Origin of the sequence: Desulfopila aestuarii DSM 18488, from assembly GCF_900143695.1 — a bacterium.
Classification (GTDB): Bacteria; Desulfobacterota; Desulfobulbia; order Desulfobulbales; family Desulfocapsaceae; genus Desulfopila; species Desulfopila aestuarii.
Map to the genome: position 1 here is coordinate 65981 of NZ_FRFE01000004.1, position 15717 is coordinate 81697.

Here is a 15717-nt window from a genome sequence, read left to right on the forward strand (position 1 = left end):
CCTTTTAAATCTTACCGGCCATCCGGCAAGGTTTCTGCCGGCCTATTGAGGAGAAACTGACCTTGTGAAATCTGCTCTTTTAAAATATTCGCAATCTGCCGGGCTTTCGGCAGGCTGGACAGCGGTGCTGTAGGAACCTCTTTACCATTGACGATGATGGAGCCTGACTTCAGCTGGGCATAACTCACTTCACCATAGTTACGCGCAATACCATTTGTATAGTCGTAGCCATAATCGACTACCTGGGTAAAAAGATCCTCATCTGAAACACCTGTGTAAGCAGCCATTTCAGCGTCAAGAATCGGGATAGGAATACCCAAACCCACTGCAAGGGTATTACCATAGCCAAGAATAGAGACACCGCGAACCCAATCATGCGACATCTTTTTCAGATCACCCTGCACCATTATGGTTCCAGCAGGTTTCCGGGGAGCTCCGCCAGGAGTCCGCGGAACGTGTGGGTTATGCTGAGTGCCATGCCAGGTAACATAGCCTGTTGCGCCACCAAGGAATATCCGTGTACCAATGCCTATGGTCCGATAAAGAGGATCGTTCAACAAGGGGCTGAGTTCACCGGCACTGCAGTAGTTGGCATTACGACAATTTGGTTTCAGCATTCCCATATATGTATAGACTGCTTTTTCAGAAAGGTTTACAGCGCAGTTGTAGTTCTGATAGCCATTACGGGGGTTGCATAGCAGTGCATAGGGCAAATCGGCAAGAGTGACCTCTTTCTTCATCTTTTTAGCTGCATAGCAATCGGTCCCATACGCTTTGGCTTCCAACAGCAACTTCTTCCCCCTCAGCAAGTCTTCAATAACGTGACCGCCACCGTATCGAAACTCGCCGGGGTAAATTTTATTTAACGGATCATCTTCTGCTGGTTCCGTTACACCAAGATAACAATCCACCGCTGCCAGTCCTGCATGGGCAGGCACCTTATTCAGCCAGACATGAGAGGCTTTGATGGTTGGAGTCATCTGGCCAAAGTTAAAGAACATTCCGGAAGAGCACATCGGCGCAAAAGTACCAGTGGTCACTACGTCCACTTCGCGGGCAGCCTGCTCTGGACCACGATCCCGTACGATACCGACCATTTCCTCAGCAGTAACAACCACAGCCTCACCTGCTTTTATCCTTGCATTAATCTCTTCGTAGCTCTTTTGCACTTTTGCTTTACTCATATCAAAAATCCGTTACTATTTATGGTTACAGGTATATGGGTTAGCTCATCCTCAAGAGCAATACCATGTCCCGTTGGCTGTTGGGAAGAGGGAAATCGCCAGCAATTGTTTTTACGCCTTGACAGAGTTTCAGGTTTTACCTAATTTGATTCCGCAAGAAGCTGTTTCTCCCGAACATTCACCAGCATTACCTCCGATTCATTTTACACTTGTTCAGTTCACCCGACAGGAAATACATGACTAGCACAAAGAAATCTGAAATAGTCCAAGTGCGTAATCGCATTGACGAGATAGATAATACCATTCTCAATCTCTTAAAAGAGCGTCTTGCTCATGCCAAGGAGATTGGTAAGTTGAAGGATGACAGCAACCGCGCCAAATGGGATCCCTTGCGCGAAAGACAGATTTACGAAAGGCTGTTTAATCAGAACCAGACAATTTTCCCGGAAGATGCGCTCCGTTCAATATTCCATGAGATCATAACAACCTGCCGTTTATCCCAGCGTAAAGCCGAAGTTGCCTATCTTGGTCCAGAAGCGACCTTTACCCACCTTGCTGGCGTAAAATACTTTGGACATTCGGCAAGTTACAAGCCAATGGAAACCATCATTGATGTGTTTGCCGAAGTAGAAAAAGGACGGACCAATTATGGTGTTGTCCCAGTAGAGAACTCCATTGAAGGTGCCGTTTCTTCAACGCTTGATTCGTTTATGAAATATAAGGTGCAGATCTGTGGCGAAATTCAACTGGAAATCTGCCACAATCTTGTCTGTCGTTCCGGCAATATAGAAGATATACAGACCGTCGCCTCTCATGCCCAGGCCCTTGCCCAATGTCGTGACTGGTTGCGGAAAAATCTGCCTTCAGTGCCGACGTTGCAAGTTTTTTCCACCGGTGCCGCCGCCCAGATGGCTGCCAACAATCCCAACATCGGCGCTATTGCATCTTCACTTGCCATTAAAACACATGAATTGCAGGTAGTAGTTAAAGGGATAGAGGATTACCGTGGAAACACCACACGCTTTCTTGTCATCGGTCCTCAATCCCCCTCGCCCAGTGGCAATGACCGCACCTCTCTGCTTATCGGTCTCATGGACCGGCCAGGCTCACTCAATGAGATCCTCACTATACTCACGGAAGAGCAGATCAACCTTGCCAAAATCGAATCCCGACCGATTAAGGGCAAACAGTGGAAATATCTTTTCTTCCTTGATATGCTTGGCCATATTAACGACGAACAGATCTCCCGGGGCTGTGAGCGCATCCGCGAACTCTGTTCCTATTACGAATGGCTTGGTTCTTACCCACGAAGCGAATCTTGAAGCTCGCTGTACGATGAGGTACCAATAATTGTCGGCACCGGTGATGTTTCCCGAAGCCGACAATTATTGACTTTACGGACATACACTTTTATAGTGCCGTTCCCGTGAGATTGTTTGACACATAACTCATCAACGAAACGAACTTTAACGCCATTACTTTGCAGCATGCTAATTCTTGGAATCGAGAGCTCCTGTGATGATACCGCAGCCGCCGTTCTGCGTGACGGCAGGCAGGTGCTGAGCAGTGTTCTCAGTAGCCAGGATCAGATTCATAGCCGGTTTGGCGGAGTCGTTCCAGAACTCGCCTCTCGCAATCATCTGGAAAATATTACTCCTATCGTCCAGTCGGCACTTGAAACAGCAGGTTGCGGTTTAGAAAATATCGATCTTATTGCCGCCACCCAGGGGCCAGGACTCATAGGCTCTCTGCTCGTTGGTTTTTCTTACGCCAAAGCACTCTCTTTTCAAGCGGGTATACCGTTTATTGGCGTCGACCATATGGCTGGCCACCTGCTTGCTGTTTTCCTTGAATCAGATGTTACTTTTCCCTACGTGGCACTGATCGCATCTGGTGGAACAAGCTCTATTTTTCTCGTGAAAAGCCATACGGAATTCCAGCATCTCGGTCGTACCAGAGATGACGCAGCCGGAGAAGCATTTGACAAAGTTGCCAAACTGCTGCAACTGCCCTACCCAGGTGGTCCACACGTTTCGAAGATGGCAGATGCAGGTAACGGCCAAGCCATAGCTTTTCCACGAGCCTGGCTCGACGAAGACTCCCTCGACTTTAGTTTTAGCGGTGTCAAAACGGCCGTTCTCAACCATTGCCATCGTGAACGCCAAAGTGATTCAGCCCTGCAAATTGAAGATATCTGCGCCTCATTTCAAGAGGCAGTCATTGAAGTGTTGGTTGAAAAAACGGCTCGAGCGGCTACATTACACAATGTTGATACCATTGTTCTTGGCGGCGGCGTTTCTTCCAACCTCCGGCTTCGGCAGGCCTTTAGCGACCGTTGTCATAAAGATGGCCGTACGCTCCATGTTCCGCGCCCAGCATACTGCACAGACAACGGGGCTATGATTGCCCTTGCAGGATACTATAAATATCACCAGTTCGGAGAGATGCATCACGGAGAAGATGTTTACTCAAGATCCGTTCTTGGCTGAGTTCCGGAGAGCATGAAACCTGACCGTCTCGGTAAATATTATTTTATACGATTTCAGCGGCTTAAGGGAGATCCTCACTCTCTAGCCGGCGGGTTTGCCATTGGCGTGCTTATCGGTCTCACCCCAACCATGCCGCTCCATACGGTGGTTATTGTCTTGCTGGCCCTTGCCACTCGCACTTCAGCTATCGCAGGCATCTTGAGCAGTTGGCTGGTGTGCAACCCGCTAACCTATATACCCATCTACTATTTTTCACTGATGATTGGCAACGCTGTAACGCCCTATCATCTTAACTGGGAGAAAATCAAGACTGTACTTGATATGTTATTGTCTTCTGAGTCTTTTTCCCATTCAATGAAGACCATTACCGGTCTCGGCTTTGAGGCCGGAGTTGTAATGGTTAGCGGGGGGGTTATTCTCGCCATCCCGTTTACCGTTGCCAGCTATTACCTCTCTCTGAAGTTCTTCGTCGCTATGAGAAAGAAGCGCATTCAGAAGCAAATTCTCAGTTAAACTATCTTATTTGCAACCCATGACCAGATACGGCCAGACCAGGCAATCCCTCGACAAACACAGCCTTGCCCCCAAAAAACGGTTCGGCCAGAATTTTCTCGTCAATAAGCATACCGCCGAGGCGATCGTTCGCGCAGGTGGCGTTGACAAAGACGATGTGGTCGTCGAGGTCGGAGTTGGCCTTGGTGCCCTCACCCAACCGTTGGCCGAACAGGCCAGAAAAGTCATCGGTGTCGAAATTGACAGCGGTATTATCCGTTTCCATGAGGATGAGAACGATCTCCCCGAAAATGTCACACTCATCCATCAGGATATACTGAAGGCCGATTTTCGTGAATTGATGGAACAGTGCGGCGGACCGCTGAAAATCATGGCCAACCTGCCCTACTCCATCTCCAACCCATTTATTTTCAAACTCATTGAAAACCGCATTGCAGTCACCCGGGCAACCATTATGCTCCAGAAAGAAGTGGCGGAACGGCTGATGGCCAGGCCGGCAACGAAGGAATACGGAGTTCCTTCTGTTCTCTTGCAGAGTTGCGCTACCATCCGCAAGATGATGACCTTGAAGCCGGCTGAGTTTCACCCGCGGCCAAAAATCGATTCCGTGGTCATCCGCATCGACTTCAGTCACACTCCATTTCAGTCGGCTGACGGTACGCCATTTTCATTTAAATACTTGCAACGCATTGTCCGGACAACCTTTAACCAGCGAAGAAAGACCATCCTAAACACCTTGAGTGGCATGAGTTTTTCAAATGAAGAGGGTATTGCCGATAAGGCCCAGGCAAAACAACTCGCGGAGCAAGCGATCATCCTTGCCGGCCTCACCCCTTCTCTTCGACCAGAAGTTCTATGCCTTGAAGACTTTATTCGGCTGGCCATCGCTGTTGAATCTCTTGTTCTCCAAGGAACCTAAGCTTCCAAAGCTCGATGCATAACTTTGTCTTTCACAATCCCACCAAAGTACTTTTTGGTCAGGGCACAGTCCCTATGTGCGGCCAGGAAGCTCGACAACTTGGGCAAAGGGTACTTCTGGTCCATGGCAGAACTTCTGCCGCCAAGAGTGGTTTACTCCAGCAGGTTCAGTCTTCATTACAGGATGCGGGGATGGAAGTCGTTTGCTTTGGAGAAGTGCAGCCAAATCCTACGCTTACCCATGTTCACCAGGGTATCACAACGGCAAAAGCCCACAACATAGACGTTATCTGCGCTCTTGGAGGCGGCTCGGTTATCGATTCCGCCAAAGCGATCAGTGCCGGAGCACTGGTGGAACATGATGTCTGGAAATTTTTCACCGGCAAAAAGTCTGTGAAAGGCGCATTACCGCTGGTCGCAATCAGCACCATGGCAGCATCCGGCTCGGAAATGAATTCAGGGATGGTATTAACCAAAACCGAATCAGATCTCAAATTCGGTTTTGCTCACAGGCTGCTTTTCCCGCGGGTCGCTATAATGGATCCGCAAACCACATATAGTGTTTCTGCAAATTACACCGCCTACGGTGCAATTGATGCCCTTGCTCATCTTCTCGAGTTTTACCTGACCACCACACAAACAGGGATCCATGTTCAAGAACAGTACATGGAGGGACTGGCCCGATCCATTGTATATGGATGCGATGCGGCTCTCGCCCGCCCTGACGACTATGAAGCACGAGCCACCCTCATGTGGGCTGCGGGGCTTGCCTTGAACGGTATGGCAGCAGCGGGTCTTGGCAAAGTTGGATTTCCGATGCACCTTATTGAACACTCACTTTCCGCACTCTATGACATTCCACACGGAGCTGGTCTGGCGATTATCATTCCCGGCTGGCTGAGAAGTAATGCCGAGGTTATCCCCGACCGCATCTCCCGTTTTTTCAGTCGGGCATTTTCGCTTGAGTTTTCCGGTGCTGATGCAGCTCAACAGGCTATAGAGGTATTCGAAAAATGGCTTTTCACCATGGGGCTTCCAACGACGCTTGCTGCTATTGGAATACACAGTGGGCAGATTGAAAATCTGGCCGAAAACAGCTTGCCCTTGGCACGAATATGGAGGATACGCGAGTATGACAAAGAAAAAATTTCCAAAATCCTCTTCGCCTGCAGACCGTTATAGATCAAGTTGTTACGCCGACAAAAACAGATTCCATAACAATAAAAAAATCCCCTGGCTCAATTGCACATGAACCAGGGGATTTTTTATGCTTTATTGTGAAACAAAAATCAGTTTGTGAGCGGCTCTCCGAAAGGATTAAGTCGACCGGAAGCAGCCATATCCACGGTAACATAGAGTGTTGCGTTGGTGTAGCCATATTTCCCGCCAAAACCCTCTTCAAGGACGACCATGCAGGTCTTGTTCGGCTTGGTAAATGCAAGCAACGTCCTTTTGGTTTGGGCCTCACCAACCAGTTTCCATTGTTTGTTTTCCAGTGCCGATATCATGAAAAGTTTCAGAGAATCAAGTTCAACCCTACCACTGTAGGTGAGGATGCCACCCTCGAAGGATGTGGTACGAATGACCATGCTATCATCGTTGTTATACTTCATGTCCATAGGTATTTCGAGATCATCAAAATCGGCAACTTTCGCTGAAAACGGCTCCATGTCTGTCGGGGCAACCTGAGAGCCGCTCGAAGAGCCAAAAGGATTTGATGTCGAACAGCCGCCAAGCATCATCAGGGAGAGAAGCGCGACGCACAGATAAAAAACAGTAGGCCGAACTGCGGTTGAGCTGGACATATAATTATCCTCCTATATTTTTAAGTATAAAATCATTTACATGTTTTCTGTGTGATTTCTGATTTCTGTGCGCAGGATAGCCGATAGCAAGCATAGCCGCAAGATTATACTTTTCGGCAATGCCTAACTCGATATTAATCTTATCGCGGCAGTCTTGAATGTCACCAAGCCAGACGCCACCAAGCCCTATATCTTCCGCAACGAGTAACATATTCTGGATAGCTGCACCAATCGCCTGGTTACCCATTGCCGAGCTGGTGCCCTTGTCATCTTCAAGGTAGACAGCAATGACGACAGGGCACTGTGAGATAATAGTGGAATAAATGGAATGTTCAGAAAGTATCGCACGCATTCCCGGGTCTGATATAACTACAAACTTCCAGGGTTGATTATTACGTACCGACGGGGCCCAACAGCCCGCTTCGAGTATGTTCATAATATCGATCTGCGAAACAGGCTCATTCGTGAATTCCCGCACGCTTCTTCTCTCTTTTACCACTTGCAGAAGATCTGTATGCATAGTCACCACAGTTATTCGAACTAAAGGTTGAAATGATTATTGAATCTATCTGTGATTAGTATACTTTTCATTCATTGTCGAGCCATTTTGTAGGCTCTACAAAATGGGAACATCTTGTTTTCACTCAATGCCTTTCATTGATAATTACTGAAAAAACAAATAGGATCGTAGAGATCATTCGGATACTTTTTCTCATACAGTATCAGAGGTCGTTCAGGCTATTAGCGAGCCATGTTGTCCTCTATTTATTTTCCAGACTACTCAGGAGCTCCATGCGGTCTTTACTCGCACTACAATTTACAATTTCAGTTGTTCTCTTTTTAGCGACACTCCAGGTCCAGACTGCAATTGCAGGGGTGGGTAAGGAATTTATCACCGTTTACTCATCAAACCTTTATGGGGAATCCGAACCATGTGGCTGAAAGTCCAATCAACTGGGCGGTCTGTCCAGGCGCGCAACAATCATAGAAGAGTTGAAGAAAAGCGACACACCGGTTTTGCTGCTTGACTCAGGCAATATCCTTTTCAAAGCTGCAGACAAAGCACAAATCCTTGACCAGGATGTGTTGACAGCCAAAACCATAGTGGAGGTATATACCACCCTCCACTATGATGCCATGGCTATCGGCCCATACGATCTCACGGCCGGCCTGGAACTGGTTACCAGGACTTTTGCTTCAGGAACGCCCTGGATTTCTGCAAACCTTCTGACCCCATCAGGAAAACCAATATTTTCACCATGGGTCGTGAAAAATATCGGCGAGACGAGAGTGGGTATCGTCGGGCTTACAGGAAATATCACACCTGCGACCGATTATGTTACGGTAAGTTGGCAGGAGTCCCTGCCCCAGTATATAGACGAACTCTCCACTGCCTGTGATTTTATAATCTTGCTCTCCACTCTCGAAAAATCAGAAAACGATGCCATTGCTGAGCTATTTCCACAGATTCAACTGATCATCTCCTCTGATCCGAAAGCTGGCAACGTTGCCCCGCTGATCAAACACAATAGTCTTTTCACCCAAACACATACCCGGGGAAAGTACCTCGGCATTCTGAATGTCAGCTGGTCCAAAAGTGTTGTCTGGCAAGCAGTCCTGACGGATAGCCCAACAATTATTGCGGATCTGGAAAAACGGTATCAGCAGCAACTGCAGACAGTAGAAGCAGACAACAAAGACAACACCACGAAAGTTGATCGGTTACAGAACAACCTCCGGGTCTTGAAGGAGTTGCAGGCCAATCCGCAAAATGTTCAGCCAGACACTTACACTTTCAGATTCCGTTCCCTTGCTGATCATATAAAAAAGAATCCTGCCATCGACCAACAGCTTGAGCTCTTAAAGCAGGAAATCGCCTCGACTAATCGCAAGGCGAGGATGGCCAAGCCGCCAGAGGTGTCCTCCGGCCCTGTTGATAGTACGTCATCTTCCCAAGGGGGATTTACAGGTTCAGGACAATGTGGTGAATGTCACAACAAGCAATATGCAAAGTGGCTGGACAGTGCTCATGCTAGAGCTATTGAGAGTCTCACCAGAGAACAGCAGCAATACAATGTACGCTGCCTAAGTTGTCACGTTACCTGGGATATGAATGGCAATATCGGCAGTGAAATGCGTTCGAATCTGCTGACGCTACCGCAAGAGCTTACCAATGTTGGTTGTGAGTCTTGTCATGGTGCGGGGAAGATGCATGTGGATTCGAAAGGAGAGGCTAAAACCTTCAAAGAGGTCACGAAAGCCACCTGCACCATCTGTCATACTCCGGAAATGGATGCACAGTTCAACTTTCAAACTCGACTTAGTCAGCTTGGCTGCGTTCTGGATTAATATCTTTTTTCATATTCAAAAAAAGAATAATAAAAAAGGGCTGCCCTCATTGAAGGACAGCCCTTTTTCTTACTCCAACCGATTCTCCAGTTGAAAGCTTAAATAGCGGTTGCGTTATTAGCAGCCGAAAGCTTTCTGCAGGTTCGGAATGGTCTGCTTTTTACGGCTCATCATGCCGTCAACCCACATGGAGCTATTGGCAAGCTTACCATTGAAAGCGCTCTCGATCAGAGCAGGATCATCGGAAAGAACGACGAGATCGGTGCCTTCTTTAACAACGTCGGTGAGCATCAACAGTACAGAGTGACGACCATCGGCTTTAACGGCTTCCATGGCTTTCATGAGATCGGCACGAATGTCAGCTACCTGGTCAAGGGTAGCAAGTTCAAGCTGGCCAACGCCAACTTTGTTGCCTTTCATGTCAAAATCTTTGTAATCACGGAAAAGCAGATCTTTGGCAGGAACTCCAGCAACTGAAGATTTTGCTTTCAGCATATCCATGAAGAGAGATTCGGTGTCTTCAACACCAGCAACAACTTTCAGGTCTGCAACAGCAGCCTTGTCGTCGTCGGTACAGGTCGGTGATTTGAAATTAACGGTATCACTCAGGATAGCTGCCAACATACCGCCAGCAACAGCCTTAGGAATAGCAACACCAGCATCCTTGAACATCTTGTTCAGGACGGTTCCGGTGCAACCTACCGGCTCGGCACGGAACAGAATTGGGTTGTTGGTGGTAACATCGCCAATTTTATGATGGTCAACGATCGTAACGACGTTTGCTTTGTCAAGACCAGCAGGTCCCTGCGCGATGTCGCTGAAGTCAACAAGGGCGATGTCCTTGCCAGCTGCATCTGCAATCTGCTCTGGAGCAGCAAGACCGAATCGCTCAAGTACCATAGCACTTTCGGGATTGAGGTCAGCTGCGGCACACTGCATACAGGCTTTTGCTTCCTGGCCCTGAGCATTCAGAAGAGCTGCAAGAGAGATAGCAGAAGTAACAGAATCGGTATCCGGGTTGGAATGTCCTACTACACAAATTGCCATTTTTTCCTCCATTAAAATTAAGTTTTAAACCATTACTACTGAAAATATGCACAAAGTCATGAGGACTGTTTTTCGTTAAAAAATTGACTGCTTAACATAGTGTTTTCGTGCTTCTCAGTCAAGAAGAAAAAGGCATAAGGAATGCTTCCGCCGACAGTATCCAAGCATGTCTACCAAGTATCCGATTCCCTATGGTTTCTCATCTAATACAAGGAAGAATATTTGACCCGTGACTTTGAACCAATGCTGGATTATATTTTGGCATCCTATCAATTTATTCAACGCATTGGTCTGCCACCCCTATTATGCAAGCAAAAATCAATGAAGCTACCCGACAGCCCCGAAAAAAGAAAAGACAACGGAGTATGCTGCCTTTTCTACTGCTCATTTGCAGCGTAGGTGGAGGGGCCGTAATTGCTTTCCAATATTTTCAGCAAAAACCAAGCGAAGAGATATTGGTCGTCCGAGAAAATGTACCCGTTGCCGCCCAGCCATTGCCTGCTGCCTCACTATCTGACGGGAGCCAGCAGCAATACAATCTCACTTCTCATTCGCCCTCCTCTCAAAACGGCTCAATCGCCATTGATCAGGGAGAGCAATCTGGTTCCATTTCACAATCCGAGTTACCAGCATCTCAACTTGCAGTTCAACCGGAGGAACAGCAAGCTGGAACCATAGATCAACCTGAAGCGCCAGGATCAAGTCACCAGGAACCTTCAGAGTCCCGGGCTGCAATTGAAGCATTCTACTCTCATCTTGATCAGCAACCGTATGTCAGAAATTTCCATTTTGACTCCGCCAGCAACGTATACTTTTCTCAGCTTATTCAGAAAATGCTTGATACACCGCCAGTTGTATCCGGAGAAACCAATGACCTTTTCACCATTTTACAAAATACCGCACACTTTTTTCGGGTAGTTGGCCGGCAGAATATACTTGCCATGAAAGCCATCATTTCCCACGAGCATCAGAGCTACGAAAAGATTCTGTCCGACTTTTACAGCATTTCCAAACAACCGGATTACCTACGCGAATCCTTTTCCATCGACCTAAAAGAGGACGCGCTATATGATTATGCAGGCTTTTTTCTCACCACCATGGGTGGCAGACTGTATCTTTTTCGGCGTGACTCCTCGCTCCGGATGATAGTCAGCTATTATTCAATTCTCGTTGTTGAAGAAGCGGTTCAGAGCGGCCGCAACCGCCATGGTATTGATATCCGTCCTGCGATCGACAACCTCATCGGAGAAATTGAAAACAGTGGCAACCAGTTGCAGCTGAAGGAACACTATCTTGACAACCTCTATGATTTGAAAGAAAAATATCTCTAGCATGGACCATAGAATAATCGATTCAGATGATTCAGTTTTTTCAATTACTGCTCTACGCCTTGTTATGAATGCTGGATATTGCTTTTGCTATTCTAGAAGAACAACAACTCTACAGGAACTGCTATGAACACATGGTATATCGCGCAACATGGACAACAATTGGGTCCTTTTTCTTCGGCTCAGATCAGCCAGGGATTACAGTCTGGCACCTACACCAGGGAAACACTGGTGTGGCGTCAGGGCTTTCAAGACTGGACCCCCATATCCGACATTGCCGAACTCCTGCAACCAGTTAACGTAGCTGCACCACCCATGCCAGGCGGTAGAACCATCGCCGCGCATGAGATCGACTACGAGATCTTTGGCACGGAAATGCAGTTTGTTGAGATAGAGCTCGACCCACAGGAAAGTGCAGTGGCTGAAGCAGGGGCCATGATGTATATGACCGATGGCATCCAGATGGAAACCATCTTCGGCGACGGCAGCCAGAGTTCCGCCGCGGGTGGATTTATGGACAAAATGCTCGGTGCCGGCAAACGTCTTATTACTGGCGAAAGTCTTTTTACCACCGTCTTCACATATAATGGTACCAACAAAGGCAGAGTCGCTTTTGCTTCTCCCTATCCCGGCAAAATTATTCCCTTAGACCTCCGCAATTACCAAGGTAAAATAGTCTGTCAAAAAGATGCCTTTCTCTGTGCCGCCAAAGGCGTTGCTATTGGCGTTGCATTTCAGAAAAAGATTGGCGCAGCGCTCTTTGGCGGTGAAGGGTTTATCATGCAGAAACTTGAAGGCGATGGCTTGATTTTCGTGCACGCCGGTGGGACTATAGTCGAAAAAGAATTAAAAGCCGGTGAGACACTTCGAGTCGATACAGGCTGCCTGGTTGCCTTAACCCAGCAGGTCAATTACGATATTGAATTCGTTGGCGGAGTAAAATCGGCTCTCTTTGGCGGAGAGGGATTTTTCTTTGCCACATTGCGAGGGCCGGGACATGTTTGGTTACAGTCGTTACCTTTCTCTCGCCTCGCTGGACGCATTCATGAATCCGCTCCCCAGAACAATAGTGGTTTTTCAAACAAGGGCGAGGGGTCGGTACTTGGCGAATTAGGTAACCTGTTTCAGCGCTGATCGATTTTGATATACTTTCATTACCTATCATTGCGATCTGGAGACATACAAAATTAAGGAGACATTGCCTTTGCGCCGCCGTTGTACTATACTTTAATTGAAGTACAGCATTAGCAGGACGTGTCCGATGGAAACAGCAGTTTCTTCATATATTGCGGTTGGATCAGGATTTTCAGGGGCGCCATCAGGTGCTCGCTCAAACCCCGGTGAATCTCAAGGCAATCGCTCAAGCGTCGAATGGTCTTACACATCACAATCAGACCGTGTCGAGCTCTCACCAGAGGCTCGCGAAATTAGCCAGACTGCAGATGAGAATAATGAAAAGCAGGAAACGCCCGCTGCCAATGCCAATCCAAACACATCTCCTACGGAAGAGTTGAGTCAGGAGGAATATCTCAAGCTCACAAACCTGAAAACCCGTGATCGGGAAGTTCGTACACACGAACAGGCACATCTCGCAGCTGCAGGTCAATATGCAGCTGGAGGAGCCAGTTTCACCTTTCAGGTTGGTCCCGATGGCAACCGTTACGCTGTCAGCGGTGAGGTACCTGTAGACATAAGCAGCGGAGCAAGCCCGCAAGAAACCATCCGTAAGATGGAACGTATCAGGGCCGCCGCGCTTGCCCCGGCGCAGCCTTCCGCTGCCGACAGACAAATTGCCGCCCAGGCCTCCATGAAGGCTTCACAAGCCCGGCAGGAAATCATGATGTCACGTCAAAGCGATTTGCTGGCAAATGATCTTGTGGACACAGACCCTGCTGAAGATGAGGGAGTTCATGTGGAAGACCCGCTTGCCGGTGCAGTCGGTCCACGACCATCAGGCATCTCTCCTGGTGGTGTACTCATTAGCGTCATGATCCGGGCATATAGAGATATGCAGGCTCAAGACCAGCGATCTGCATAGTGACGTTCTGCCCTCCAATCCATCCAACAATATAGATATCCAATATACTATGACCACCAATTTCGTGGAGTATAACGACAGTCTTTTCCGTTATCTGGATAATTCTCCCACAGCCTTCCATGCAGTTGCCGAGCTTAGGCAGCAGTTATTGAAAGCTCATATGACAGAGCTGTTTGAACATGAACGCTGGCAGCTCGATAAAGGCAAGGGGTATTTTGTGATCCGTGAGAACGGAGCTCTTGTTGCCTTTATTCTTGGCAGCAAAGAGGATGTGAGTAATGGATTTCGGATGGTGGCCAGCCACAGTGACAGCCCCTGCCTGCAATTGAAACCACGCGCTGATGTTCACTCGCCTCCCTACCTGCAACTGGGAGTGGAAATTTACGGGGGGCCACTGTTAAATCCATGGTTCGACCGAGACCTGTCGTTGGCTGGCAGGCTCTGCTGTGTTGACGCTACGAACAACCTTGTCGACTATCTGATCGATTTTAACCGGCCGCTGCTTACTATTCCGAGTCTAGCCATTCATTTTGATCGTGAAGCCAACAACGGTCGAGCCATCGATAAACAAAAAGCATTACCGCCACTGCTTGCCCAGATACTATCAGACCAGTTGCCACAGTTTCATGAAATTCTCTCAGTGCAACTCCTTAAGCAGTATCCTGGCATAAAACTGCAGACCATACTGGGATTTGACCTGTTCTGCTACGACCACCAGAAAGCCACCACCCTTGGCTTGAATAACGAGTTTATTGCCTCCGGCCGACTGGACAACCTGCTCAGCTGCCACACCGCCTTGCAGGCCATCACCGAGGCTGGAACTGATCGCAACAGCCTTTTTCTCTGCACGAACCACGAAGAGAACGGCTCGACCTCAACCACAGGAGCCAACGGGGCTTTTATCGATGCTGTTTTTTCAAGACTCGCGCCCGACCCAGAACTTCGTCAGATCAGCTTGCGGAATTCGTTTCTTATTTCGATTGATAACGCCCATGCTGTTCATCCAAACTTCAGAGATAAATCAGACTCCGGCCACGACATCATATTAAACGGCGGCCCGGTGATCAAGATCAACGCCAACCAGCGTTATGCAACCAACTCTCGTTCAGCAAGTTTGTTTAAATTACTCGCTGCTGAGGCGGAAATTCCCGTTCAGGAATTTGTCATGCGTACCGATATGCCATGCGGCAGCACCATCGGCCCCATGACCGCTGCCCGGTTGGGTGTTGAGACTATAGATGTAGGCGCTCCTACCCTTGGTATGCACTCTATCCGTGAGTTAACGGGCAGTAACGACCCGTATCTTCTCTATAAGGCAATCAGCACATTCTTTGCTACAGAGAACATTCACCGTAGAGGCTGATCTTGCATCGTCTTCCCTTCTTTATCCTGTTTTTTGGCGCAATGGTACAATTATGCCTTCCAGGATCATCACAGGCAAATCTCAGCGAATATATAAGGAAATACCGGTCAACCGCCGTTTCATCTGAGGCGTTAGAACGTCTCAACCATTACAATCATCTGATAGACTACTTCACAAGTTTCAGCTATTTTCGCCCCCGGTACCGGGTAAGTGCAGATTTCATCCGGGCGCTGATTCTGGCCGAATCCGGCGCCGACCCTAATGCTGTGTCATCAAAAAATGCCATAGGTCTTGGCCAGATCATTCTGACGACAGGACAAATGGCTGCCCGCGATCTCTATGGCTCGTCGACACACTTTCGCTATGTATCCAAGGAAAGATTAAGAGATCTTAGCCGTGACGATCTCTTTGACCCGGCCACCAACATCCTGCTCACCTGTTACCTGATCGCAAAATACAACCATATGTTTGACGGCAGGCTGGATCTGGTGATTTCGGCCTGGAATGCCGGAGAAAACACGAGCTCGCTCGCTATCGGCCAACATGCACCCTATCTTGAAACGAAAGATCTTATCGGCAAGGTTAACGGCTACTACATCTTTTTGCTCAAACAAAAAGGTGCACTGCGTTACTGAAAACACAGCACACCTCTGGAAGTTGGAAATACCTGTGGCTTTTACAAG

At 48.1% G+C, this 15717-nt stretch carries 15 protein-coding genes; 11 read left to right on the forward strand and 4 right to left on the reverse strand.

The features are described 5' to 3' along the window. Positions 1-11 precede the first annotated feature (11 nt). Positions 12-1184: a homocysteine biosynthesis protein gene (locus tag BUF15_RS05365; protein WP_073612436.1), complete on the reverse strand. Its 1173-nt coding sequence runs from the start codon at positions 1182-1184 to the stop codon at positions 12-14. A gap of 236 nt (positions 1185-1420) precedes the next feature. Between BUF15_RS05365 and pheA the strand changes: the two genes are divergently transcribed. From pheA to BUF15_RS05390, 5 genes are all read left to right on the forward strand, one after another. After that, positions 1421-2506, forward strand: coding sequence for a prephenate dehydratase (gene pheA / locus BUF15_RS05370; RefSeq protein ID WP_073612437.1), 1086 nt, complete (start codon positions 1421-1423; stop codon positions 2504-2506). A gap of 165 nt (positions 2507-2671) precedes the next feature. After that, a complete protein-coding gene (gene tsaD / locus BUF15_RS05375) occupies positions 2672-3673 on the forward strand; it encodes a tRNA (adenosine(37)-N6)-threonylcarbamoyltransferase complex transferase subunit TsaD (RefSeq protein ID WP_073612438.1) in 1002 nt (333 codons plus the stop codon). A 12-nt stretch (positions 3674-3685) separates the two neighbouring features. Next, the gene (locus BUF15_RS05380) at positions 3686-4186 is read left to right on the forward strand and encodes a DUF2062 domain-containing protein (RefSeq protein ID WP_073612439.1); all 501 of its coding nucleotides are present in this window, start codon (positions 3686-3688) and stop codon (positions 4184-4186) included. A 19-nt stretch (positions 4187-4205) separates the two neighbouring features. Then, positions 4206-5105, forward strand: coding sequence for a 16S rRNA (adenine(1518)-N(6)/adenine(1519)-N(6))-dimethyltransferase RsmA (gene rsmA, locus BUF15_RS05385; RefSeq protein ID WP_073612440.1), 900 nt, complete (start codon positions 4206-4208; stop codon positions 5103-5105). 14 nt (positions 5106-5119) lie between these two features. Then, a complete protein-coding gene (locus BUF15_RS05390) occupies positions 5120-6286 on the forward strand; it encodes an iron-containing alcohol dehydrogenase (RefSeq protein WP_073612441.1) in 1167 nt (388 codons plus the stop codon). Positions 6287-6393: 107 nt separating this feature from the next. On the opposite strand, the gene BUF15_RS05395 is transcribed toward BUF15_RS05390, so the two are convergent. Together BUF15_RS05395 and BUF15_RS05400 are read right to left on the reverse strand one after the other, a co-directional pair. Beyond that, positions 6394-6909, reverse strand: a complete 516-nt coding sequence (locus tag BUF15_RS05395) for a hypothetical protein (RefSeq protein WP_084553526.1) — start codon at positions 6907-6909, stop codon at positions 6394-6396. Positions 6910-6913: 4 nt separating this feature from the next. Then, positions 6914-7429, reverse strand: a complete 516-nt coding sequence (locus BUF15_RS05400; RefSeq protein WP_073612442.1) for a nitroreductase family protein — start codon at positions 7427-7429, stop codon at positions 6914-6916. 434 nt (positions 7430-7863) lie between these two features. Between BUF15_RS05400 and BUF15_RS05405 the strand changes: the two genes are divergently transcribed. Further along, positions 7864-9258: a UshA-like (seleno)protein gene (locus tag BUF15_RS05405; protein WP_268753164.1), complete on the forward strand. Its 1395-nt coding sequence runs from the start codon at positions 7864-7866 to the stop codon at positions 9256-9258. Positions 9259-9375: 117 nt separating this feature from the next. Here BUF15_RS05405 and BUF15_RS05410 read toward each other — a convergent pair whose 3' ends face one another. After that, positions 9376-10305: a manganese-dependent inorganic pyrophosphatase gene (locus tag BUF15_RS05410; RefSeq protein WP_073612444.1), complete on the reverse strand. Its 930-nt coding sequence runs from the start codon at positions 10303-10305 to the stop codon at positions 9376-9378. Positions 10306-10670: 365 nt separating this feature from the next. Here BUF15_RS05410 and BUF15_RS05415 point away from each other — a divergent pair, with 365 nt between their 5' ends. The 5 genes from BUF15_RS05415 (at position 10671) to BUF15_RS05435 (ending at position 15669) form a co-directional block, all read left to right on the forward strand. Then, the gene (locus BUF15_RS05415; protein WP_073612445.1) at positions 10671-11636 is read left to right on the forward strand and encodes a hypothetical protein; all 966 of its coding nucleotides are present in this window, start codon (positions 10671-10673) and stop codon (positions 11634-11636) included. Between the two features lie 123 nt (positions 11637-11759). Beyond that, positions 11760-12767: a TIGR00266 family protein gene (locus BUF15_RS05420; RefSeq protein WP_073612446.1), complete on the forward strand. Its 1008-nt coding sequence runs from the start codon at positions 11760-11762 to the stop codon at positions 12765-12767. A gap of 127 nt (positions 12768-12894) precedes the next feature. Further along, entirely contained in the window at positions 12895-13671 is a 777-nt protein-coding gene (locus tag BUF15_RS05425; RefSeq protein WP_073612447.1) for a putative metalloprotease CJM1_0395 family protein, read from the forward strand. Positions 13672-13720: 49 nt separating this feature from the next. Then, on the forward strand, positions 13721-15034 hold the full coding sequence (locus tag BUF15_RS05430) for a M18 family aminopeptidase (protein WP_073612448.1): 1314 nt from the start codon (positions 13721-13723) through the stop codon (positions 15032-15034). Positions 15035-15036: 2 nt separating this feature from the next. Further along, entirely contained in the window at positions 15037-15669 is a 633-nt protein-coding gene (locus BUF15_RS05435; protein WP_234981118.1) for a lytic transglycosylase domain-containing protein, read from the forward strand. Positions 15670-15717: the final 48 nt, after the last annotated feature.